Below are 21332 nucleotides of genomic sequence, written 5' to 3'. Positions count from 1 at the left end.
GGGCTGGGCTGGCGGGTGCGTCTGCCGGGCGGGCCCGGGTCAGCGCGGTTCGAAGTGGAAGGAGCGGATGAAGAAGTCCCGCGGCTGCTCGACCGCGTAGACGATGCATTCGAAAAGGGCCTGGGTGGTGAGTTTCTCGTCGGGGTCACGGGGAGTTCCCTCCCACTCGGAGAACTTCGGGTCCGAGGTCGAGAAGTCGGGCGGATAGAGCGAGAAGACGCGGACGCCGGACGGGCCGAGACGGCGGGAGAGGATGTCGGCGAATCCGGCCTGTGCGCTCTTCGCCGCGTAAAAAGCCTCGTGCGCCCGGGAGTTGTCCTCGCCCGCGGTTCCGCAGACGGAGACCATGTTGACGATGTCCGGCCTGCTGCTGGCCCGCAGCAGGGGCAGGAAGTGCTTGACCATGAGCACGGTGCCGCCGGCGGTGGACTCGATCGTCTCCATGATCTGCTCGTCGGAGGCGTCGTCCAGCGCCGTCCCGTCCAGCCAGCGCGCGCCGTTGTTGACCAGCAGGTCGACGCGGTCGGTGCGGGCCGAGACCTGGTGCGCGAACTCCCGGATCTCGTCCGCCCTGCTGAGGTCGCAGCCGAAGGCGTGGATGCGGTCGCGTGCCGCGCCGACGACGTCGGCGCGGGTCTGTTCGGCGGCGGCCAGGGTGCGTGCGGAGACGTAGACCTCGGCCCCGAGGTGGGCGAATCCCACGGCGAGTCCTCGGCCGAAATGACGTGAGGCGCCGGTGACGACGACGCGAAGGTTCTCGAATTTCATCCTCGACCTGTTTCCCCGTTTCCCGGCGCGCGGCCGGGACAGTGGATTGGGTTTCCAGCGGATCGGGTTTCCGGCGGAGCGCTTTTTCCGCGCGTCCGGTTCTCCGGTCAAGTCCGGTTCCTCGGAGGCATTCCCGGACGGGGTGTGGGTTCCATCGTGGCAGAGCGGAAGGGCCCGATCGACGGATCGGCGCGGCGCGTTCACGCAGTGGCGTACGTGCGCCACAGCGCGGGCCCGAGCTCCGGGTGCCGCGCCAGGACGGTGGCCCGCTTGTGCTCGACCCCGGCCCCGTACAGCATCTGCCCGCCGCCCGGCGCGGTACCCGTCGCGGCGGTGGCGCGTACGGTACCGCCCGGGGTGTCGAGGCACAGCGCGTCCGGGGCGGCGCCGGCCGAAGTGGCCAGCGCGTGCGGCACGGTGCCCTCGACGGCGCAGGCGGCGGCCAGGCAGGCGGCGCCGGTGAGCGCGATGCCGGGGTGCCAGCCCGGCACGGTCACGGCCCGGACGGCGAGCCGTCCCGGGCCGAAGGCGCCGACGACGGCGACCTTGGGCAGCGCGCCGCACGGGTGCAGCCCGAGCAGCCGGGCGGCGGCGCGGCGCAGCCGCTCCAGCCGCCGCAGCAGCGGCGCTCCCGCGCCGAACAGCGCCTCGGGGCAGGCTAGTTGGAGCCGGGCCGCGTCGAGGAAGACGTACGGGTTGCCGAGCGTGACCAGGGAGACGGGGTACGGGCGGCCGTCGGCGCGGAGCAGGTCCACCGGGCGCCCGGTGGTCAGCAGGCGGCGTACGGGCAGCGGCGGGTCGTGCACGAACCGCGCCCCGAGCCGTCCGGCCGGGTCGGCCGAACAGACGGCGCGCTCCCCCGTGTTGAGCATCCGCACCCGCACGGGCCCGCGGTGGCCCAGTGCGGCGACCGAGGCCAGCAGGGAGTGCCCGCAGCCGGCCCGGAGATCGAAGCGGCCCGGGGCGCCGGGCAGGTACTGCGCGAAGGTGTAGTCGAGGTCGTGCGCGGCGTCGGCGGAGGGCGTGACGAGCGCGAACTTCAGGACACCGTCCGCGGCCAGCCGTCGCCTGACCCGTTCCAACAGCCCGGTGAGTTCGGCCTGTTGGGACGGGAAGGCGCCCGGCCGGTCGGCCGCGAGGACGAGCGTGGGGCAGGGGGCGCCGTGCACCCGCACGGTGTGCGCGGTCACGAGCGTCACGCCGCCGCCTTCTCCCGGTGGCCGCCGCCCGTCGCGCGCCACGTGAACGGCGCGGCGGCGGGCTGCTGTTCGCGCCACAGTTCGTGCACGAGCAGGGCCCATACGGCTGTCGCGGCGGCGGGCGAGGGGGTGCGCGTCTGGCGGTCCAGGAGGGCGGTGACGCGGGCCGGGTCGAGGCGGCCGTCGGCGCGTAACCGGGCGGGGGTGAGCAGGTCGCGGGCGAGGGTGAGCAGGGGCTGGCCGGGGCCCAGCATCGCCGCGACGGGGAGGGTGAACGGCTGCTTGGGGCGGCGCAGCACGCTCGTGGGCAGCAGCCCGCGCCCGGCCGCGTAGAGGACGCGTTTGCCCTCGCGGTGCGCGGCGGGCAGGGCGGCCGACCAGGCGGTGACGGCGGGCTGGCAGAACGGCAGCCGCGCCTCGACCCCGGCGGCCATGCTGAGGTGGTCGGTGCGGCGCAGGTGGTAGGCGGGCAGCCGCCGCGCGGTCTCGAAGCGGGTGAGCGCGTCCAGCCGGGCCCGCCGCTCCCCCGCGTCCCCCGCCTGCCGGGCTGCCGCGGCGCGCAGGCCGTCCGCGATCCGGCCGGCCGTGCTCTCGCGTGCCGCGAGCAGCGCGCGGAACTCGGGGGTGTAGAGGCGCTCGCGCAGCGGCCGGGGCACGGCGGCGAGTGCCTCGGTGTAGGCCCCGGCCCAGTCGGTCCCCGGCGGTGCGGCGAGGGCGGCCCGTACGCGGTCGTAGCCGCCGAAGAACTCGTCGGCGCCGTCCCCGGTGAGGGCCACGGCGAAGCCGTCCCGCGCGATGGCCTCGTACAGCACGAGGCTGCTGAGGGTGATCGGGTCGGCGTTGGGCTGCCCGAGGTGCCGCACGGTGCGGGGCAGCAGCTCGGCGAACTGCCGTGGGTCGGCCTCGACTTGGTGGTGGACGGTGCCGCTGTGCCGGGCGACGGCGCGGGCGTAGCCGTGCTCGGAGTGCGGCCAGCGGCCCCGGTAGGTGAGGTGGTAGCTGTGCACGGGCGGGCCGTCGGCGGCCGCCTCGGCGGCGAGCGCCGTGACGAGGCCGGAGTCGAGGCCGCCGCTGGTGACGACGCACACCGGCCGGTCCGCGCGCAGGAGTCGGCGCACCTCCCGGCGCAGGGTGCGCCGCAGCCCGCCGCCCGGGGTGCGCAGCTCGCGCGGCGCGGGCGCGGTGCGGGCGGCGTACGGGGCGCGCCGGTGGACGCGGAGTCCGCCGTCGCCCTCGGCGACGGCGGTGGCGCCGGGGGCGAGCGCGGAGACGCCGCGCAGCGCGGTCCGCTCGCCCAGGCAGGTGCGGGCGGTGAGGTACTCGTCGAGCGCCTCGGGGCGCGGGTCGGCGGGGACGTCCTCGAAGGCGAGCAGCGCGGGGAGTTCGGAGGCGAAGCGGACGGCGCCGCGCGGGCCCGTGTGGTGGTAGAGCGGCTTCATGCCCAGGTCGTCGGTGGCGAGGACGAGCCGTGGCCGGGCCCGCAGGTCGATCAGCGCGAGCGCGAACATGCCCTCCAGGCGGTCGGCGAAGCCGGGCCCGTACTCGGCGTAGAGCGCGGGCAGGAGGGTGCCGTCGCAGTGGTCGGGGAAGACGTGTCCGCGTGCGGCCAGGTGCCGCCGCAGCGTGTGGTGGTTGTACAGCTCGCCGTTGAGCACGGCCAGCACGCCCGGGACAGTGGGGAGTCGGTACGGCTGGCGCCCGCCGTGCGGGTCGGTGACGGCCAGCCGGTCGCAGCCCAGGGCCCAGTCGGGGCCGGTGCGCAGGCCGTGCGCGTCGGGGCCGCCGTGCCGCTGGCGGGCCGAGACGGCCGCGAGCTCCGGGCCGTTCGTAGCGGTGGCGAATGAACCGAAGATCCTGCACACGGCGGGTCCTCTCCCAGCGACTGCCCGGGGCTGCCGAACGTACCTGCCACGGCGCTTTCTTTTTGAATGTACCAATTCTTTGACTGGCACGTAAGTGCCATGTCGCGAGTGCGCCAGGAGCCTCCCCTTGCCGCCGGACACCCGCGGCAACAGGCTGACGCCATGGACGAGACCACACCCCGACCCGTCGACCGGGGCGCGCCGGACCGCCTGCTGGTGGTCGCGGCCCACCCGGACGACATCGAGTTCTGCGTCAGCGGCACGGTGCTGCACTGGATCGAGCAGGGCACCAGGGCGACGTACTGCATCGTCACCGACGGCGGCGCCGGCGGGTACGACGAGCAGCTGCCCCGGCAGGCCATGGCCGACCTGCGGCGCGCCGAGCAGGTCCACTCGGCGAAGCTCAGCGGCGTGCACGACGTGCGCTTCCTCGGCTACCCCGACAGCCTCGTCGAGCCCGAACCGGCGCTCCGCCGCGACCTGTGCCGCGTGATCCGGGAGGTCCGCCCCGACCGCGCGATCATCCCCAGCCCCGAGATCAACTGGGCCCGCATCGCCGACACCCACCCCGACCACCGCTCGGTCGGCGAGGCGGCGCTGCGGGCGGTCTACCCGGAGGCCCGCAACCCGTTCGCGCATCCGACACTCCTCAAGGACGAGGGGCTGGCGCCCTGGACGGTGGACGAGACCTGGCTGATGACCGGCCCGCGGCCCAACCAGTACATGGACGTCACCCCCTTCTTCGACCGGAAGGTCGAGGCGCTCCGCCTGCACACCTCGCAGACGGCCCACTTCGACGACCTCGCCGGGCTGTTGCGCGAGTGGCTCACCGAACACGCCACCGCCGCCGGACTGCCCCCGGGACGGCTCGCCGAGGCGTTCCAGGTCGTCCGGACGGCGTGAGCCCGCCACCGCGCACCCCGGACCGGCCAAGGACCACCGCCCCGTCGCACGGACCGTGCGGCGGGGCGGTGACGGTGCGGGGCCCGGTCAGCCGTAGACCACGAGTTCGCGTTCCTCGGCGCCGTGCAGGCGGTAGCGGGTGCCGACGAGGGGGCGGCCCGTGTAGAGCCTCACGAGGGTCGGCGCGTCGCTCTCCAGCCGCGCGGGCGGACGGCCCGGCACGGGGTTGCCGAAGCGCAACTCGCCCGGCGCGTCCGGCAGTCGGACGTGCACCCGGGGTGTCCCGCGCTCGCGGCTGACGGTCTGCAGCAAGGACAGCGCCTCGCCGGTGCCGGGGCCCTGGTAGGCGCCGGGCTCGCCCAGCGCGTCCCGTACGTCGCCCGCGTGCACCCACTCCCCCAGGCCGATCACGTCCAGCCGTCCGTCCGCGGCGGCGATGACCTCGCCGGCCTCGCCGAGGCCGCGCTCCAGCTCGTCCAGTACGCGGCCGAGGGGCCAGCGGGCGCGCTCGGCCACGTCCCCGGCGTTCGCCTCCGGGCCGAACGCGCCCTCCGTACGGCCCTCCACGATGCGCACCAGCGCGGCCCCGCAGTGGGCCAGCACCTCCCGGACGCACCATCCGGGGCAGGCCGTCCGCAGCGCGAACGCCGGCTCGGGAAGCCGCCGCAGCAGCGGCAGCAGGGTGTCCCGTTCGGACAGCAGCAGCCGGCCCGGCAGCCGCGGATCCCGTTCGCTCATGGGCTGATCGCCCTCTCGGTGTCGGTGATGGTCTTCGGGTGTCACGTCAACGCGCCGAGGAACGGCAGCAGTTGGGCCGCCGCTGCGGTCCCGTACGCCTCGCGCACGCGGATCAGCAGCGGCTCGCGGTAGAGCCGGTACTCCTGGGTGCCGGCGTAGTCCAGCGCGGCCGCCGCCACCGCGCAGCCCAGCTGCGCCGCCCGCTCCGGCCCCACGCCCCAGGCCGCACCGGCCAGGAACCCGGCCCGGAACGCGTCCCCGGCACCGGCCGGATCGACGACCCCGGGGACCGGCACGGCGGGGACGTCCACGGCCGAGCCGGGCACCCGGCAGCCGGACAGCGGGGAGGCGGGCACGCCGGAGCCCGGCACGCCGCCGCGGCGGCCGAGGCGCAGCCGCGCCCCGTCCCGGCCGCGCGTGGTGACCCAGCAGCCGACCCGCCGGAGCAGCTCCTCCGCCGTCCAGCCGGTCAGCTCCCGCAGCAGCGCGCTCTCCCGCTCGTCGGTGAACAGCCAGCGCGCGCCGTCCACCAGCCGGCGCGCCTCCGCCCCGTCGAGCAGGGCGAGTTGGCGGCCCGGCGCGGCGGCGAAGGGCACGCCGAGGCGGCGGCAGTCGGCCGTGTGCCGGAGCATCGCGGCGGGCTCGTCGGCGGTGACGGCCATCAGCGCGAGCCTGCCGGTGCGGGCGAGCACGCTGCCGAGGTCGACGTGCCGGGACTCGGCGGCGGCGCCCGGGTGGAAGCCGGTGATCCGGCTCCGGCACCGGCCCCTCGTCCCGGTGAAGCGGGCGGTGGGCAGGGTCGCGCTGATCCGGACCGCGCCGGTGTCCACGCCGTGGCTCTTCAGGTGCCGCCGGTACGGCTCGAAGTCGGCGCCGGCCGCGCCGGCCAGCGCCGGGCCCAGGCCGAGCAGGCCGAGGCCGTAGGCGAGGTTCCCGGCCGCGCCGTCCCAGCGCACCTCCGGCTCCTCGGCGGGGAGCGGCGGGGCGGCCGGCGTGCGCCCGCCCACGTGGCCCCGGAACTCCGTCAGATGGCTGGTGGCGAGGGTTCCGCTCACGGCCAGCGGGCGTCGGCCCATGGTCTCGCTCCCCTTTCCGTCACGGACTCCGGCCCCGGCCGTCCGCCACGGGAGGGACGGCCGGGGCCGGAGGGTCAGTGCACCTCGGCGGTGAAGAACTGCTCCTCGATCGCGGCGAGCGTGCGGATCTCGTCGACCTCCAGGCTGTCCATGTCGATCGTCCGGCCGCTCAGCTGCTCCAGCAGGAAGACGAACTCCACGAAGGACAGCGAGTCGATGAGACGGTTCTCGATGAGATCGGCGTCCGGAGCGATGTCCGTACGCTCGGGGTGCCGCTTGAGAATCCACTGCTTGACCTGCTCAAGACCCTCGGACATGGGTACTCCTCACTGTGCTCGTTCGGTTTCGGTGTGATGGTGCGCCGTTGCGGTGGCGTACGCCGGGGCGGTGGCGTGGGCGGGCGGCTCGCCGACGACGGGCGCGGCCACGGCGACCGCGTAGTCCACGTCGTGGCTGATGCTGACGGTGATCTCCTGGATGCCGGACTCGGCCGCCATCTCGGCGGCGCGGCCCCGCAGTTCCACCAGCGGCCAGCCGCCGTCGGCGCGGCGGACGACGATGTCCCGCCAGGGCAGCAGCCGGTTGCGGACCCGGAGCGTCTTGAACGCCGCCTCCTTGGCGGCGATGCGCCCGCACAGGCCGAGGAGATCCAGCCCGGTGCTCGTGGAGCAGTCGTCGAGTTCGCCGTCCCGGAGCATCCGCCCGAAGAAGGACTCGCCGTGCTCGGCGAGCAGGCGCTGGACGCGCGTGACCGACACGATGTCCATGCCGAGATTCGCCCAGCCCGGCCCGCCCGGCGACCTGGCGACGGGTCGGGTCGGCATGTCAGAGCGCCGACCTGGCCCGTACCACGGCGTCCGCCGCCGCCTCCCAGCTGCCGTGCCGCCGGGTCAGCGCGGACAGCCAGCGCTCCAGGCCGAAGGCCACGCAGCTGGTGAACACGGGGCCGCCCTCGGGCCGGGAGATCGAGCAGCGGTCACCGAAGAAGTTGCGGTGGGTGTTGACCGAGGCGATCGCCAGGTCCTCGTAGAGGAACTCGTGCTTGACCGGGACCAGGCGCTGGAGCACCGCCTTGGAGCCGCCCTTGTCGAAGAACGGGTCGGTGGCCGCCTCCTTGCGCAGCGGCAGGTCGAGCGCCTCGGCGAAGGACTCGATCCGCTCCGCGAAGGCGCACAGGTGCTCCTCCGCGTGCTCCCGGCTGCCGAGGGCCACGATCTCCCGCATGCGGAAGCCGAGTTGCCGGCGCAGCCCCTCGTACCGCTGCTCCTTGCGGAAGCACCAGCTGACGACGGTGACGAGGGTGTCGTCGGGCACGCTGCTGCCCTCGTGGTCCAGGTAGACCGCGTAACAGGAGGCGCTGGGCAGGCCCAGCGAGGCGGGCTGGAGCCCGCCGGACGGGAAGCAGCCCGTCTCGTCGCAGAACTCCGGCCCCTCGCCGGTGAGGTCCAGCGGTGTGGCGACCACCGCCTGGTGCGGGAAGTTCTCGTAGTAGTCGAGCCGGGCCAGGTCGGCGGCGGGCAGCAGCGGCGGCATCGTCATGACGCGTGCCCCCGCGGCCACCCCCCAGCCCTCGAAGGTGTCGTCGAGCAGCCGCAGCAGGGCGGTGTCCTCGGGGCCCAGCGAGGGCAGGTCCGGCCGGGTGCGGTCCGGGCCTGGCTGCGTCAGGGGCTGACTGATGGACGTGGGCATGAAGCCACCTCGCAGTCGTGATGGGCGGGGGTCAGACGGCCGGCAGGACGTCGTCCGTGAAGATGCCGGTCTTGCGGAAGAAGGACAGCGGCTTGCGGATGACGGTGCGCTCGACGGGCCGCCGCCGCTCGTCGGCCAGGAGCGCGTTGCGCAGCGCCAGCGGGTCGGCCACGCCGGCGTCCCGGTAGACATGGGGGTTGTAGAGCGAGTTGACGCTGTAGACCACGTACCGCTTGAGGTACGCCTCCACCTCGGCGCGGCGCTCCTCGTCCACGGTCTCGCACATCCGCGTGAACAGCAGGGAGACCAGTTCGCGGCCGAAGGCGATGTGCCGGGACTCGTCCTCGTGGTGGATGCGGTTGACCTTCCGGATGGTGTCGCACAGCGAATCGTCGCGCGCCATCCGGCTGTTGTAGTGGTCGACCAGTTCCTCGAAGAACAGGATGCGGGCGAAGACCAGGAAGTTCTCCACCTCCGGCTCCCACACCGAGTCGGCGCGCATGGCCGTCGTCGAGTAGATCTTGTCGCCGTAGCGGCGGCAGAACTCGGCGAAGAACCACATGTGTTCGTTCTCCTCACCGATGAAGTGGTGGAAGAAGTCCGAGGGCACCTCGAAGCCGGGCATGTGGATGCGGGCGACGACCTCCATCAGGAGTTCCCTGATGCCGTGCACGTTGAGGCTGTAGAAGTTGATGCTCTCCCACTTGGAGAGCCGGATGAGGGTCTCCTCCCCCAGCTCGTCGAAGTGCGGGGTGCCGTACGGGGTGAGCAGTTCGGGGCTCATCCACATCCGGTTCTCGTCCAGCCTCTCGGGCCACTCGAACCGCAGGTAGGGGTTGTAGTAGTCCTCGATCGACTTGCTGCTGAGCCGTTCCAGTACCTCGTGGAAGCGGTCCGTGACGGGCAGTGCCGCGACGGCCATGACGGTTCCTCCTGGGTGCGCTGGGGTGGTCGGTGACGTACCGCGCCGCCGCGGCCGCTCGGGCACGGGCGGCGCGGCCGGGCCTCAGGGACGGGCCTCGTAGACGATCTGCGCGGTGGACTCGACGGCGCGGCGCCAGTGGGTGAAGCCGGCGTCGGCGGCGATGGAGCGGAACGCCTCCTCGCCGGAGTGGTTGCCGAGCGCGTGCGGCCCGTCCTGGGCCACGGCGACGGGCAGGCACATGACGGCCGAGAGGCTCATGAACATCTTCCCCGCGGGCGCGCAGTCGCAGCAGACGTCCTCGGGGCAGGCGTTGGACTCCACGAGCATCCAGGTGCCGCGCGGGTGCAGCGACTTGTGCACGTGCCGGGCGGTGGCGCCCGGATCGCCCATGTCGTGCAGGCAGTTGAAGAGGGTCACCAGGTCGTAGTCCTGGCCCGGGTAGTCGTCCGCGGTGGCCACCTCGAAGGTGACGCGGTCGCTCAGGCCCTCCTCCTCGGCCAGCTGCCTGGCGAGGCCGATGGCCTCGGCCGAGTAGTCGAAGCCGTGCACGGTGGCCTGCGGGAAGGCGCGGGCCATCAGCAGCGTGGTGTGCCCGACGCCGCAGCCGACGTCGGCGACCTTGCCGCCGGCGGCCAGCTTGTCCGTCACGCCCTCCAGCGCGGGCAGCCACTCGGGCACCAGCTTGTGCTCGTACGTCGGCTGGAAGAAGCTGCCCATCCCGGTGTCCAGGCACGGGTCGTGCTCGGCCCAGCCGACGCCCTCGCCGCTGCGGTACGCCTCGACGAGCGCGTCCTCGGTGGCGTACAGGGCGCGCAGCGCGGTGAAGAACCCGGCGGTGAACGTCGGCGCCTTGGGGTCGGCCAGGACGGCGGCGTGCTGGGCGGGCAGGGCGTACCGGTCGGTGCCGCGGCAGTGCTCCACGTACCCGGCGCTGAGCTGGGCGTGCAGCCACTCCTCCGCGTACCGCCGGTCGATGCAGGCGTGTTCGGCGAGGCCGGCCGGGGTGACGGGGCCGTGCTCGGCGAGGGCGCGGTACAGGCCGAGCCGCTCGCCGATGGCGACGGTGAGCCCGCGGACGGCCGCCGCCGCGTCCCCGATGACCCGCTGGTGGAACTCCTCGGGGGTCGCGGCCGTGGTGTTCGCGCGGGGGACGGCCGCCGGGCCGGGTGCGGCCGTCACGGCGCGCTCACCCCGTCGGACGGGAGGTCGCAGGTGAAGAGGAAGGAGCGGGGCACGCCCGGCACCTCGCGGTCCGCGACCCGGTAGGGCCAGCGCCCGAAGTCGGCGCCGTCCTCACCGGGCTGGCGTATCTCGCGCGGCTCCCAGCCGCAGTCGGCCAGCAGCTGCTCCGGGTCCTCGGTGCCGAACAGCCAGGGGTTGCCGTCCTCGCGGAGCGCGGAGAGGAAGTCCTTGGACAGCGGGTTGCGGAGCGCGGCCCGGCTGATCACGTCACCGACGAGGACGGAGCCGGGGGCGCTGTGCCCGGACAGGGTGGAGAGCAGGCCGCGCACGGCCTCCTCGGGCAGGAAGAACAGCAGCCCCTCCACCACCCAGAGCACGGGTTCCTCGGATTTCCAGCCGGCCTCCTTCAGCCGGCCCGTCCACTCCTCGGTCAGGTCGACGGCCACGCCGCGCCGTTCGCGCCCCGCGGGCTGCGGGGTGCCTTCGAGCAGCTCTTCCTTCGCCTCCAGGAGGGCGGGGCGGTCGAGTTCGTAGACCGTGACGCCGTCCGGCCACGGCAGCCGGTGGAACCGGGTGTCCATGCCGGCGGCGAGGAACACCACCTGGCGGATGCCGCGTTCGGCGACGGTCCGCACGACGGCGTCGTCCAGATACTTGGTACGGATGGCCAGGAACGGCACGGTGCCGGCCCCTGCGTAACGCTCCAGGAGCGTGAATCCGGTGTCCGCCGCGACGGTCCTGGCGTACGGGTCGTTGAACAGCGCGTCGGCGCGCTCGGACTCCAGGGCCCGGGCCGCGGCCGTCCACTGTGCGGTGCGGGATACCGCCTCCACGAATGGACCTCCCTCGTTGTCGTGCTGATCGGATACGGGTACGGGACGCCTGCGCGCAGGGGTGCGCGCGGGCTTGGGACGTGGGGAAACCGCCCTCTGCCGTACGGGGCTCGGGCGCGGGGCGCCCGCTCAGCGGCCGCCCGCGCACGGGACCGGGTCCTGCGCCGGGGCCGCCTGCGCGAGCGCGGGGGACCCGGCGGGGCGGCGCCGGAAGATGCTGTGCAGGATCATGCTGAACACGACGGTGCCGTCCTCGGCCACCAGCTGGCAGCGGGGCTGCACGATGCCGGTGTCGCGGTTCCCGAGCGAGGGCCGCTTGCCGAGCACCTCGAACCTGGCGGTGAGCACCTCGCCCGGATGCACGGGCCGGTGGAACCTCAACTCGTCGACGCCGGGCGATCCTTCGCAGGCGCTGTAGGCCAGCAGCCCGTCGACGTAGCGGCGCATGAAGAGCGAGGCGGTGTGCCAGCCGCTGGCCACCAGTCCCTGGAACGGGCTCTGCGCCGCCCGCTCCCGATCGGTGTGGAAGGGCTGCGGATCGAAGCGGCGCCCGAAGTCCAGCACGTCTTCCTCGGTCACCGTCACCGTGCCCAGTTCGTGCACGTCACCGGTCCGGAAATCGTCGAAGTAGCGCACAGTGGCTCCCCGTTCGCTGTGACCAGATTTCTCTGACACGGACCAAGTTATTACTGAGCCGCTTTTTTTGTCAAACCAAATTTACGGTTTGATGGCGGCGGGTGGCGACGGGGCGCCGGGCGCCGCTCCGGACGGGCCGTCAGAAGCCCTCCAGCGCCTGCTCGATGTCCTTCCACAGGTCCTCGGGGTGCTCGATGCCGACCGCCATCCGGACCAGCCCGGCGCTGATGCCGGCCGCCGCCAGCTCCGCGTCGTCGAGCTCCCGGTGCGAGGTGCTCGCCGGGTGCGTCACCAGCGTCTCCACGCCCCCGATGGACAGCGCCAGCCGCGCCACCCGGACCCGCTCCACGAACTCCCGCCCCGCGTCCCGCCCGCCGGCCGGCTCGAACGCGAGCATCCCGCCCCCGCCGTCCAGCACCCGCGCCGCCACCGCGCCCGAGGGGTGCCCGGGCAGCCCGGGCCAGAACACCCCGCGCACCCGCGGATGCGCCGCCAGCCGGCCGGCTGTCAGCTCCGCGTTGGCGCAGTGCTGGCGCATGCGCAACGGCAGCGTCTGGATGCCGCGCAGCGTCAGCCAGGCCGCGAACGGGTCGGCCGCGGCGCCCAGTTCGACGGCCCGCCCCCACACGGTGGCGTACAGCTCCTCGTCGGCGAACACGGCGGCGCCGCCCAGGACGTCCGAGTGCCCGCCGAGGTACTTGGTGGTGGAGTGCACGACGACGTCGGCGCCGTGCTCGATCGGGCGGCAGAGCATGGGCGAGGCCAGCGAGTTGTCGACCACCGACACCGCGCCCGCCGCCCGCGCGGCCGCCAGCAGCACCGGCAGGTCCGGCACCTCGCAGGTGGGGTTGGCGATCGTCTCCAGCAGCAGCAACCGGGTACGCCCCGGCCGCAGCGCGGCCCGCACGGCCGCCACGTCACCGCCCTCCACCCGCTCGACCTCCACCCCGAACCGCTCCGCGAGATCGGCCAGTTGGGCGTGCGTCCCGCCGTAGAGGCAGCGCTGCGCCACGACGTGGTCCCCGGGCCGCAGCAGCGCGAGCAGCACCGCGCTGATCGCCCCCATTCCCGAGGCGGCGGCCAACGCGGCCCGCCCGCCCTCCAGTTCCGCCACCTGCCGCTCCAGCGTCCGCACCGTCGGATTCCCCCGCCGGCTGTACGCGCAGTCCCCCTCGGGTCCCGCCATCGCCTCCGCCAGCGCCTCGGCCGACCCGAAGGCGAAGGCCGACGACTGGTACACCGGCACACTCAACGGCCGCCCTCCCGGGGCGTCGCACCTCTCCTCCTCCGGGCCGGCCGGGGCGTGGACTGCGCGGGTCATGGGGTGCATGGGGTCCTCCTTGGGGTGGATGGGGGGGCTTACGTACGTCTCAAGTGCGGTGCTGCTGGGCTTGATTGGAGGCGGGGAGCACCGGGACCGGCGCCCCAAACGGACAGCCGCCCGACGCCGTGAGCAGGCGTCGGGCGGCTCCGTGGGAACTCCGGACGGCGGGCGGCACGGGTGGAAGACGGCCCGCCGCCGGGCACCCACCGGTCAGACGCGCACCCCCTCGCCGGGCCGCGCACCGGCGTCCGGCTCAGGTGCGGACTCGGCGGCGGGCGCGCCGGCGTCCGCCGAATCACCCGCGTCCCGTCCGCCGCGCATCAGCATCGCGGTGAGCAGGGAGCCGGCGGCGGCGACCACCGCGGCGCCGATGAACGCGGCGCTGAAGCCCTCGGTGAGCGCCGGCAGGTCGCCGAGCCGGTCGGCGCCGGCGGCGGTCGCGATGGCCGTGAGCGCGGCCAGGCCGAGCGCCGAACCCACCTGGTACGTGGTGTTGACGATGCCGGAGGCGAGCCCGGCCTGCTCCTGCGGCGCACCGGACATGGCGGCCATCAGACCCGGGATGTACGCCAGGGACATGCCCAGCGCGGCGACCAGCGAGGCGGGCAGCACGTCGACGAGGAAGGTCCCCGTCGGCTCCACCGCGGCCAGCCACACCAGCCCGAGCGCCAGCACCAGCAGACCGCCGGAGAGCAGCGGCTTCATCCCGAAGCGGCCCATCAGCCGCCCGGTGATACCGATCATGAAGACCATCAGCAGCGTCGTCATCGGCAGCAGCGCGGCACCCGCGGCGAACGCGCCGTAACCGAGGACCTGCTGGAGGTACAGGTTGAGGAAGTACCACATCGGGATCCACGCCCCGCCGAGCAGCGCCATCGCCACGTTCGCCGACGCCAGCCGCGGCGTGCGCCAGATGCTGAGCGGCATCAGCGGCGAGCGGACCGTCTTCTGCAGCACCAGGAACCCGGCCAGCAGGACGGCGGCACCGGCCAGTCCGAGCACCGTCGAGGCGGACGCCCAGCCGTCCGACTCGGTCCGCACGACGGTGAACACCGCGAGCGCCAGACCGAGGGTGACGGCCGCCGCCCCGAGCACGTCCACCGCGCCGCGGCGTCTGCCGACGTCCGGGAGCAGGTTCACCGCGAGCAGGGTGACGAGGCCGATCGGCAGGTAGATCCAGAAGATCCACGGCCAGCTCATCCACTCGGTGAACACGCCGCCGAGGAACACGCCCGCCGTGCCGCCGGCCGGGGCCGCGGCGCCGTAGAAGGCCATGGCCTTGCCGAGCTCCTTCGGGTCGTGGCTGAAGAGCACCATCAGCAGCGTCATCGCCGCGGGCGCGATCAGCGCACCGCCCACGCCCTGGACCGCCCGGCCGACGACCTCGGTCCCCGCCGAACCGGCGAGCGCGGCGACGACGGAACCGGCCATCAGGACCACCCAGCCGGTGATGAACACCCGCCTGGCGCCCAGCAGATCGGACAGCCGCCCACCGAGCAGCAGCAGCCCGCCGAAGGCGACGACGTACGCGTTGATGACCCACTGCAACTCGCTGGCGGCGAACCCGAGTTCACGCTGCATCTCCGGCAGCGCGACACCCACGATCGACACGTCCATGATCACCATGAACTGGGCGACAGCGAGCACAAGCAGCGCCCACCAACGCCTGGGGTTGACGGTTGACATCACCACACCCTCCTTCACACGATACCCCCTCCGGGTACCTGACGCGGGGAACGTAGCATACCCCTGGGGGGTATCCAAGACTTACGGCTCTGCCTACCCAAGTACATGGCCCGCGAGCCGGAGGGCACCGAACGGCACTGCACGTCCTTCGGCCTGCCCGTCTCCAAGTCGACCCGCAGCCACCACTTCCGGATCCTCCGCGAGGCCGGCCTGATCCGCCAGGTCGACCGCGGCAACAGCCGCATGGCCCAACTGCGCACGGCCGACCTCGAAGCCCGCTACCCCGGCCTGATCACCCTCATCAGGAACAACCCCGCACCCGGCCCGGCTACGGACTGACGGTGCCGCCGCGCACCGGCAGGCTCAGCGCCGAGTCCGCGCGGACGGTGATGTGCGTGGGCGTGAAGGCGGTCGCGTCCAGGGCGGGCTGCCCGTTTCCGGGGCTGCGCGGGCAGCGGAGGCGGTGGCCGGCGGCGAACCGGTGCGCCGCCGAACTCAACGGCACGGTGATCCGGGACGGTTGCCGGCCGTCCGTCCGCACCTGCCGGGACGCGTGCCGGGCCGGAGCCTCCCTGGGCTGCCGGCCGCCCTGTCCACCGGACGCGCTCCCGGCCCCCACGCGCGCGTCCGTGGCCGGACACGTCACCCACGAGACCGCACGGTCCGCGGCCTCGCGGCCCCCCGGCCGCGCCGCGGCCGAGGCCCGCTACCTCGCCGCCGTCGCCGCGGACGGCCGGCACCCGGAACTCGCCGAGGCCCTCGCCGCCCCTGAAGCCACCTTCACCCGCTTCCTCGACCGCCTGACAGACGGGCTCGCCCCCGAGTGACGCGCCCCAACTCCGTTATGCCACCTCCGGGTTGGGCGGGGCCGGCCCTCACCCGAGGAAGTCCTCGATGTGCGCCACCAGTTCCTCCGGCCGCTCCAGTGCCGCCAGGTGGCCCGAGTCGATCTCGGCGTACGCGCTGCCCGGGATCGCCTCGTGGAACTCGCGCGCGTACCGGAGGGGTACCAGCTGGTCCCGGGTGTTGCCGAGGACGAGGGTGGGTGTCGTGATCTTCGGCAGGTGTGCGCCGATGTCCAGCCGGCTGACGAGTTCGACCAGGGCCACCATGCCCGGCGAGGGCATCAGTCCGGAACGGAGCATCAGGCGGTCCCGGGGCGCGAGGGTGTCCAGGTGGCCGTCGGAGAGCGCGTGCAGCAGGGTGAACTCGGCGAAGGTGTTGGCGTCCAGGTCCGCGAGGCGCCGCCAGGTGCGCGTGAACAGCCGCTGCCACGGGTGCCCGTAGTGGGCGAAGCCCCCGCTGAGGACGAGACGGCGGACGAGTCCGGGCTCCTTGGCCGCGGCCACCGCGCCGACGACGGCGCCGGTGGAGAAGCCGACCACGTCCACCGGGCCGTGCGCGGCGGCCCGCAGCACGCCCAGCACCTGCTCGGCCAGCAGGTCGACGGTCAACTCCCCCTCGGGGAGCGGCGTGAGACTGCTTCCGGAGTAGCCGGGCACGATCGCGGTCCGGCTCTTCATGACCTCGTCGAGCAGGTGCGGGAAGCTCGTCTCCGGGTGGCCGCTGGCGCCGTGCAGGAGGACGATCTCCCGGCCGTGGCCCTCCCGGTAGTAGCCGACGGGCAGGCCGTCGACGTCGACGCTCAGCGCCGCGGTGCTGATCATGCGATTCCCCTTACAGGTGTGGTCCCCCGGCGTTCCGGGTCAGGTGGCCCGCGCCGCCGGCCGGCCGCCGTCCGTGACGGGTTCGCCGTCCGCCGCCGGGGCCGGCCGTCCGGTCCACCGGGTGAGGGCGGCCGCGGTCAGGGCGAAGACGGCGGAGACGGGCAGCAGCCAGGCGGCGGAGCCGGCGGTGGCGAGGATCGCCGCGCCGATCACGCTGGACAGGAACTGACCCAGGTACGCGGAGGAGGTGTTGAGTGAGGTGACGAGGGGCGCTCCGCCCTCGGGGGCGTAGCCGATGACGCGGTGCTGCTGCGGCCCGATGACGGAGAAGGACACCACGCCGCTGAGCGCGTGCAGGACGGCCACCGGGACGAAGGCCTCGCGGACGGTGAGCATCAGCAGGACCACCACGGCGACACCCAGGGTGGCGGCGATGACGACGTGCCGCGGGTCGCGCCGGTCGGCGAGCGCGCCGGAGAGCAGGTTGCCGCCGGTGGCGGCGACGCCGAACACCAGCAGGAGCAGGGCGAGTCGGGCCTGGTCGCCGCCGGTCGCGGGCTCGAAGACCGCGCCCATGTAGGTGAAGGGCAGGAAGATGGCGATGAACGCGAGCACCGTGACGACCAGGATCTTCAGTACCCGCCGGTCGGTCAGCGGCACCAGGCGCTCCCGCAGCGTGACGCTCTGCCGGGACCGGATGTCCGGCAGGAACAGCGCGATGGCCAGGGCGACGGCGCCGGCGACGCCGGTGACGAACCAGATGGCCGCCTGCCAGCCCCAGGCGTTCCCGATGAACGTGCCCAGCGGGGCGCCCAGCACCAGCGCCAGGGTCGAACCGGCGGTCACCATGGCGATGGCGCTGCCGCGTCGCTTGTCCCCGGCGAGCTGGGCCGCGGTCGCCACGGCGTTCGCGGCGAACAGCGCCGCGCCGGAGCCCGCGAGCACCCGGGAGGCGAGGACCGCCCCGTAGTCCTGGGCCAGCGCGGTGACCGCGTTGCCGGCGCCGAGCAGCAGGAGCGCGGTCACCAGGACCCTGCGCCGGGGCCACTTGCCGGTGACGGTGGCCAGCACCGGCGAGAGGATCGCGTAGGCGAGGGTGAACACGCTGACCAGCTGGCCTGCCTGGGCCATGCTGACGTCGAGGGTTCTCCTCATCTCGGGGAGCAGTCCGACGATGACGAATCCGTCGGTGCCCACGGCGAACGTGCCCAGCGTCAGGACTGCGGTACGCGCGCGCCAGCCGCGCCCCGGGGAGGCGGTGTCGTTCTCGCTCATCTGAAGATCCCTGTCGGTTCGGACCGGTCCCGGCCGGGGTTCACCGCCAGGACGGTACTGGTCGGTACCGAATAGCACCGGCCTGGATGGTACTGATCGGTTCCGAATAGGGTCAAGTGCCGCTGGACGGAAGGGAGTTGGCGGGGCGGAGCCGAAGCGCCGCCCCGCTCCGTCAGCCCGCGCTTTCGGCGCGGACCAGCCAGCTGCGGGCCACCCCGCGGCGCTCCCTCGGCTGCACCTCGTACGGCCAGCGGCCCCGGCCCGCGCCCGGCTCGCCCGGCTCCTTGACCTCCACGGCCTTCCAGCCGGAACCGGCCAGGAACTCCTCCGGCTCGTCGGTGCCGAAGCGCCACGGCGTGCCGTCGGCCCGCAGATGCTCCAGGAAGCGGCGGGAGAAGGGGCTGCGCAGCAGCGCCTCGCTGGCGAAGTCGGTGGCCAGCGCGCTGCCGGGGGCCGAGGCCGAACGCAGCAGCCGCAGCAGCCCGGTGGCCTGCTCACGGGTGAGGAAGAAGAACAGGCCCTCGGCGACCCAGAGCACCGGACGGGACCTGTCGAACCCGGCCTCCTCCAGCCGCGGCAGCCACTCCCCCGCCAGGTCGGCGCCGACCTCCCGGCGCTCCGTCCGCGCCGTGGCGCCCAGCCGCTCCAGCCGGGCGCGCTTCTCGCGCACCAGCGCCTCGTGGTCCACCTCGTACACCGTCACGCCGGGTGGCCAGCCCAGGCGGAAGGCGCGGGTGTCCATCCCGGCGGCGACGAGGACCACCTGCCGGACGCCGGTGCCGTCCAGCGCGTCCGTGACGGCGTCGTCCAGATAGCGGGTGCGGATGCCGATGAACTCCCGCAGCCCGCCGCCCCCGTACTTCTCCAGCAGCTCGAACCCGCGGGGCGCGGCGAGTTCCCTGGCGTACGGGTCGTCGAACAGCGCGTCGTCCCCGCGCTCGGACTCCGCGGCGCGGGCCGCGGCGGTCCACTGGGCCGTGTAGGAGACAGCTTCCATGGTGCCGACCTCTCTGCGGTGGTGGGTGTGGGGCGTACGCGGGTCACGCCGCCGTGAAGAAGGCCTTCTCGATCGCCGCGAGGGTCCGGAAGTCCTGGAGGTCGATGGCGTCGAGGTCGATCTCGATGCCGCCGGCCCCCTCGATCGCGTAGACCAGTTCGACGAACGAGAGCGAGTCGACGAGGCGGCTCTCGATGAGGTTCTCGTCCGCGGAGAGGGAGTCCCGGTCCGGGTTCCGCCCGAGAATCCACTTCCTGACGTCGTCGATTCCGCCCGAAGACATGCTTCCTCCTTGCCGGAACTTCCGTTCCTGGATGGTGAGTTGCTTCCTGGGTGTGCGCGCGGGCCCCGCGCCGAGCGCGACCGCGACGGCACAGGGGTCGTCGTGCGCGATGCTGACCTCGACGTGCCCGACCCCGGCCCGCTCGGCCAGGGCCGCGGCGCGCCCGCCGAGCCGTACCTCGGGCCAGCCGCCGGCGCCGTTCAGCACCTCGATGGACCGCCACGGGAGAGGTACCTCCGTGGCCTGGAAGAGTTTGAACACCGCCTCCTTGGCGGCCAGTCGGCCGGCGATGCCGGGGACGTCCGGGCGCTCCGCGCAGTACCGTCCCGCCTCCGCGCCGGAGAGCATGCGCAGCAGCGCGGGCCGCGCCTCGGGGGCGAGCAGCCGGCGGACCCGGCTGAACGGCACCACGTCGACGCCGACCCGTCCGCCGAACACCTCAGCCGGCCCGGCGGGCGGCGTCCCGCACGGTCGCCAGCGCCGCCGCCGCGTCCCCCGCGTGCCGCTCCAGCAGCACCGCGACCCAGCGCTCCAGCCCGAAGGCCACGCAGCCGGTGTGCGCGTGGGTGCGGTCCGGGAGCGTGATGTTGCAGCGCTCGCCGAAGAAGTTCCGGTGCGTGTTGACGGAGGCGACGGACAGCTCACCGGCGAGGAACTCGTACTTCACGGGGCTGAGCCGCTGCATCAGCGCGCGGCCGCCGTCGTTCTCGAAGAACGGGTCGGACGCGGCCTCCTGGCGCAGCGGCAGCCCGAGCGCCCCGGCGAACGCGGTGATGCGCGCGGTGAACTCCTCGATCACCCGCTGGGTGTGCTCGAAACCGCCCAGCGCGACGATCTCCCGCATCTGGAAGCTGAGCATCCGGCGCAGCCCGGTGTAGTGCTCCTCGTTCCTGAAGCACCGGTTGACCAGGGTGACCAGGGTGTCCTCGGCCACCTCGGTGTTCTCGTGGAAGAGGTACGCGCCGTAGCAGGTGGCGTGCGGCAGGCCCAGCTGCGCGCCCCGCAGGTCGGACGGGTCGAAGACGCCGTCCACCGGCTTGCCGGGGCCGTCCGCAAGCTCCAGCGGGGCCGCCGCGAGGGTCAGGTGCGGGAAGTTGGTGTAGACGTCGAACTTCTCCAGGTCCCGGACGGGGTACACCGGCGGCGGCAGGATCTCCCGCGCCCCGGCGCCCCTTCCCCAAGAGGTGAAGACTGCGTCCAACTCACGCAGCAGTTCGGTGTGTTCGGGGCCGAGGATCACCAGCCCGCCGGAGACGGACACGTCCCGGTCCGCCGCGCTCGCCGTGGTGGCCGTCATCGGATGATCCCCGTCTTCTCCAGGAACCTGCTCGTCTTCCGGAAGACGTTCCGCTCGGCCTCGGCCCGCTGCGGCGAGTCCAGCAGTTCCCGGCGCAGCCCGATCGGGTCCGCCAGCCCCGCGTCCCGGTACACCTGCGGGTTGTACAGCGACTCGAAACTGAAGGTCATGTAGCGCCGGATGTAGTCGGCGATCTCCTTCAGCTCCTGCTCGCCCGAGCTCTCCCGGACCTTCCTGAACAGCGCCGTCACCAGCTCGCGGCCGAACGCGATGTGCCGGGACTCGTCCTGGTGGTGGATCCGGTTGAGTGCGCGGATCGTCCCGTCCAGCCGCTCGTCCGCCGCCATCCGCGCGTTGAAGTGGTCCACCAGCTCCTCGAAGATCAGGATGCGGGCGAAGACCAGCAGGCTCTCCACGCCGGACCGGGGGATCTCCGCGGCCGCGCCGCCCGGCTGGCGGTAGATCTTCCCGCCGTACCGGAGGCAGAACTCCGCGAAGAACCACATGTGTTCGTTCTCCTCACCGATGAAGTGGTGGAAGAACTCCGACGGCGTCTCGAACCCGGACGTGTGGATGCGCCGGGTCACCTCGATGAGCAACTCCCGGATGCCGTGCACGTTCAGGCTGTAGAAGTTGATGCTCTCGTAACGGGAAAGGGCGTACAGCTGCTCCTGGCTCAGCCGCTCCGCGACCTCCGTGCCGTACGTGGTGGTGAGTTCCGGACTCATCCACCACATCCGCTCCGGAAGACTGTCCGGCCATTCGAAGAGCTTGTACGGGTTGTAATAGTCGTCGACCGACTTCGTGGTCAGACGGTCCAGGATTCCGAGAAACCGCTCGTCCTGCTCGATCACGTCACTGACCATGCGTGGCTGCCTCCAACTCATCCGCGCCGACGCGGATTTCCGCGTACGTGGCGCGCCGGTCCGGGAAATGGCAGGGGAAAACGCACTCCCCCGTGAACCGGGCCGGAACGTACGAGGGGCATCGAC

At 73.3% G+C, this 21332-nt stretch carries 23 protein-coding genes and 1 pseudogene; 3 read left to right on the top strand and 21 right to left on the bottom strand.

Annotated features, from left to right (window positions below; genetic code table 11):
• Positions 1-39: 39 nt before the first annotated feature.
• From HCC30_RS02365 to asnB, 3 genes are all read right to left on the bottom strand, one after another.
• Entirely contained in the window at positions 40-768 is a 729-nt protein-coding gene (locus tag HCC30_RS02365; RefSeq protein ID WP_169440244.1) for an SDR family oxidoreductase, read from the bottom strand.
• A gap of 200 nt (positions 769-968) precedes the next feature.
• Entirely contained in the window at positions 969-1967 is a 999-nt protein-coding gene (locus HCC30_RS02360; RefSeq protein WP_169440243.1) for a PrpF domain-containing protein, read from the bottom strand.
• Positions 1964-3829, bottom strand: coding sequence for an asparagine synthase (glutamine-hydrolyzing) (asnB, locus tag HCC30_RS02355; RefSeq protein WP_169440242.1), 1866 nt, complete (start codon positions 3827-3829; stop codon positions 1964-1966). Before asnB ends, HCC30_RS02360 begins: the two co-directional genes overlap by 4 nt.
• A 162-nt stretch (positions 3830-3991) precedes the next feature.
• Here asnB and HCC30_RS02350 point away from each other — a divergent pair, with 162 nt between their 5' ends.
• Positions 3992-4732, top strand: coding sequence for a PIG-L deacetylase family protein (locus tag HCC30_RS02350; protein WP_169440241.1), 741 nt, complete (start codon positions 3992-3994; stop codon positions 4730-4732).
• Between the two features lie 87 nt (positions 4733-4819).
• Here the strand turns inward: HCC30_RS02350 and HCC30_RS02345 are convergent, their stop codons facing one another.
• The 11 genes from HCC30_RS02345 to HCC30_RS02295 all read right to left on the bottom strand — a co-directional run bounded on the left by HCC30_RS02345 (position 4820) and on the right by HCC30_RS02295 (position 14821).
• Positions 4820-5470, bottom strand: a complete 651-nt coding sequence (locus HCC30_RS02345; RefSeq protein ID WP_169440240.1) for a maleylpyruvate isomerase family mycothiol-dependent enzyme — start codon at positions 5468-5470, stop codon at positions 4820-4822.
• Between the two features lie 41 nt (positions 5471-5511).
• Entirely contained in the window at positions 5512-6546 is a 1035-nt protein-coding gene (locus HCC30_RS02340; RefSeq protein WP_169440239.1) for a PfkB family carbohydrate kinase, read from the bottom strand.
• A 74-nt stretch (positions 6547-6620) separates the two neighbouring features.
• A complete protein-coding gene (locus HCC30_RS02335) occupies positions 6621-6863 on the bottom strand; it encodes an acyl carrier protein (protein WP_169440238.1) in 243 nt (80 codons plus the stop codon).
• A gap of 9 nt (positions 6864-6872) precedes the next feature.
• Positions 6873-7370 (bottom strand): 4'-phosphopantetheinyl transferase superfamily protein, encoded by a 498-nt coding sequence (locus HCC30_RS02330; protein WP_169440237.1) that lies wholly within the window; start codon positions 7368-7370, stop codon positions 6873-6875.
• Position 7371: 1 nt separating this feature from the next.
• On the bottom strand, positions 7372-8235 hold the full coding sequence (locus HCC30_RS02325; RefSeq protein WP_169440236.1) for a hypothetical protein: 864 nt from the start codon (positions 8233-8235) through the stop codon (positions 7372-7374).
• A gap of 31 nt (positions 8236-8266) precedes the next feature.
• Complete coding sequence (locus HCC30_RS02320; protein WP_169440235.1) at positions 8267-9157, bottom strand: diiron oxygenase; 891 nt, start codon at positions 9155-9157, stop codon at positions 8267-8269.
• 84 nt (positions 9158-9241) lie between these two features.
• Positions 9242-10339 (bottom strand): class I SAM-dependent methyltransferase, encoded by a 1098-nt coding sequence (locus HCC30_RS29125; protein WP_169440234.1) that lies wholly within the window; start codon positions 10337-10339, stop codon positions 9242-9244.
• Positions 10336-11175, bottom strand: a complete 840-nt coding sequence (locus HCC30_RS02310; protein ID WP_169440233.1) for an SAM-dependent methyltransferase — start codon at positions 11173-11175, stop codon at positions 10336-10338. The genes HCC30_RS29125 and HCC30_RS02310 overlap by 4 nt, the downstream gene beginning before the upstream one ends.
• A gap of 129 nt (positions 11176-11304) precedes the next feature.
• The gene (locus HCC30_RS02305) at positions 11305-11811 is read right to left on the bottom strand and encodes a MaoC family dehydratase (protein ID WP_169440232.1); all 507 of its coding nucleotides are present in this window, start codon (positions 11809-11811) and stop codon (positions 11305-11307) included.
• Positions 11812-11950: 139 nt separating this feature from the next.
• Positions 11951-13057 (bottom strand): aminotransferase class I/II-fold pyridoxal phosphate-dependent enzyme, encoded by a 1107-nt coding sequence (locus tag HCC30_RS02300; RefSeq protein WP_346776478.1) that lies wholly within the window; start codon positions 13055-13057, stop codon positions 11951-11953.
• A gap of 288 nt (positions 13058-13345) precedes the next feature.
• The gene (locus tag HCC30_RS02295; RefSeq protein ID WP_169440230.1) at positions 13346-14821 is read right to left on the bottom strand and encodes an MFS transporter; all 1476 of its coding nucleotides are present in this window, start codon (positions 14819-14821) and stop codon (positions 13346-13348) included.
• Positions 14822-14878: 57 nt separating this feature from the next.
• On the opposite strand from HCC30_RS02295, the gene HCC30_RS02290 reads away from it, so the two are divergent.
• Positions 14879-15160: a helix-turn-helix domain-containing protein gene (locus tag HCC30_RS02290; protein ID WP_346776477.1), complete on the top strand. Its 282-nt coding sequence runs from the start codon at positions 14879-14881 to the stop codon at positions 15158-15160.
• Here HCC30_RS02290 and HCC30_RS02285 read toward each other — a convergent pair.
• Entirely contained in the window at positions 15150-15440 is a 291-nt protein-coding gene (locus HCC30_RS02285) for a hypothetical protein (RefSeq protein ID WP_169439842.1), read from the bottom strand. The two genes, HCC30_RS02290 and HCC30_RS02285, sit on opposite strands and share 11 nt — an antisense overlap.
• Here HCC30_RS02285 and HCC30_RS28950 point away from each other — a divergent pair.
• Positions 15393-15648 (top strand): annotated as a pseudogene (locus tag HCC30_RS28950) (TetR/AcrR family transcriptional regulator); the annotation flags it as partial. The gene HCC30_RS02285 and the pseudogene HCC30_RS28950 overlap by 48 nt on opposite strands.
• 48 nt (positions 15649-15696) lie before the next feature.
• Here the strand turns inward: HCC30_RS28950 and HCC30_RS02275 are convergent.
• The 6 genes from HCC30_RS02275 to HCC30_RS02245 all read right to left on the bottom strand — a co-directional run bounded on the left by HCC30_RS02275 (position 15697) and on the right by HCC30_RS02245 (position 21206).
• The gene (locus HCC30_RS02275; protein WP_169440228.1) at positions 15697-16488 is read right to left on the bottom strand and encodes an alpha/beta hydrolase; all 792 of its coding nucleotides are present in this window, start codon (positions 16486-16488) and stop codon (positions 15697-15699) included.
• Positions 16489-16527: 39 nt separating this feature from the next.
• Complete coding sequence (locus HCC30_RS02270; protein ID WP_169440227.1) at positions 16528-17763, bottom strand: MFS transporter; 1236 nt, start codon at positions 17761-17763, stop codon at positions 16528-16530.
• A gap of 172 nt (positions 17764-17935) precedes the next feature.
• Positions 17936-18760 (bottom strand): SAM-dependent methyltransferase, encoded by an 825-nt coding sequence (locus tag HCC30_RS02265; RefSeq protein WP_169440226.1) that lies wholly within the window; start codon positions 18758-18760, stop codon positions 17936-17938.
• A 43-nt stretch (positions 18761-18803) separates the two neighbouring features.
• A complete protein-coding gene (locus HCC30_RS29120; RefSeq protein WP_346776460.1) occupies positions 18804-19481 on the bottom strand; it encodes a 4'-phosphopantetheinyl transferase superfamily protein in 678 nt (225 codons plus the stop codon).
• Between the two features lies 1 nt (position 19482).
• Positions 19483-20340: a hypothetical protein gene (locus HCC30_RS02250; RefSeq protein WP_169440225.1), complete on the bottom strand. Its 858-nt coding sequence runs from the start codon at positions 20338-20340 to the stop codon at positions 19483-19485.
• A complete protein-coding gene (locus HCC30_RS02245) occupies positions 20337-21206 on the bottom strand; it encodes a diiron oxygenase (protein ID WP_169440224.1) in 870 nt (289 codons plus the stop codon). The genes HCC30_RS02250 and HCC30_RS02245 overlap by 4 nt, the downstream gene beginning before the upstream one ends.
• Between the last annotated feature and the right edge of the window lie 126 nt (positions 21207-21332).

This window comes from Streptomyces sp. HNM0574 (assembly GCF_012726235.1).
Lineage (GTDB): Bacteria > Actinomycetota > Actinomycetes > Streptomycetales > Streptomycetaceae > Streptomyces.
Note: the sequence above shows the minus strand (reverse complement) of the source record. Positions and strands in the feature narration are given on the sequence as shown.

What these genes read in the sequence shown, in the direction of transcription:
- HCC30_RS02365 (WP_169440244.1), bottom strand. Translation starts at nt 768, where the DNA reads ATGAAATTCGAGAACCTTCGCGTCGTCGTCACCGGCGCCTCACGTCAT.
- HCC30_RS02350 (WP_169440241.1), top strand. Translation starts at nt 3,992, where the DNA reads ATGGACGAGACCACACCCCGACCCGTCGACCGGGGCGCGCCGGACCGC.
- HCC30_RS02345 (WP_169440240.1), bottom strand. Translation starts at nt 5,470, where the DNA reads ATGAGCGAACGGGATCCGCGGCTGCCGGGCCGGCTGCTGCTGTCCGAA.
- HCC30_RS02340 (WP_169440239.1), bottom strand. Translation starts at nt 6,546, where the DNA reads ATGGGCCGACGCCCGCTGGCCGTGAGCGGAACCCTCGCCACCAGCCAT.
- HCC30_RS02335 (WP_169440238.1), bottom strand. Translation starts at nt 6,863, where the DNA reads ATGTCCGAGGGTCTTGAGCAGGTCAAGCAGTGGATTCTCAAGCGGCAC.
- HCC30_RS02330 (WP_169440237.1), bottom strand. Translation starts at nt 7,370, where the DNA reads ATGCCGACCCGACCCGTCGCCAGGTCGCCGGGCGGGCCGGGCTGGGCG.
- HCC30_RS02325 (WP_169440236.1), bottom strand. Translation starts at nt 8,235, where the DNA reads ATGCCCACGTCCATCAGTCAGCCCCTGACGCAGCCAGGCCCGGACCGC.
- HCC30_RS02320 (WP_169440235.1), bottom strand. Translation starts at nt 9,157, where the DNA reads ATGGCCGTCGCGGCACTGCCCGTCACGGACCGCTTCCACGAGGTACTG.
- HCC30_RS02295 (WP_169440230.1), bottom strand. Translation starts at nt 14,821, where the DNA reads ATGTCAACCGTCAACCCCAGGCGTTGGTGGGCGCTGCTTGTGCTCGCT.
- HCC30_RS02275 (WP_169440228.1), bottom strand. Translation starts at nt 16,488, where the DNA reads ATGATCAGCACCGCGGCGCTGAGCGTCGACGTCGACGGCCTGCCCGTC.
- HCC30_RS02270 (WP_169440227.1), bottom strand. Translation starts at nt 17,763, where the DNA reads ATGAGCGAGAACGACACCGCCTCCCCGGGGCGCGGCTGGCGCGCGCGT.
- HCC30_RS02265 (WP_169440226.1), bottom strand. Translation starts at nt 18,760, where the DNA reads ATGGAAGCTGTCTCCTACACGGCCCAGTGGACCGCCGCGGCCCGCGCC.
- HCC30_RS02250 (WP_169440225.1), bottom strand. Translation starts at nt 20,340, where the DNA reads ATGACGGCCACCACGGCGAGCGCGGCGGACCGGGACGTGTCCGTCTCC.
- HCC30_RS02245 (WP_169440224.1), bottom strand. Translation starts at nt 21,206, where the DNA reads ATGGTCAGTGACGTGATCGAGCAGGACGAGCGGTTTCTCGGAATCCTG.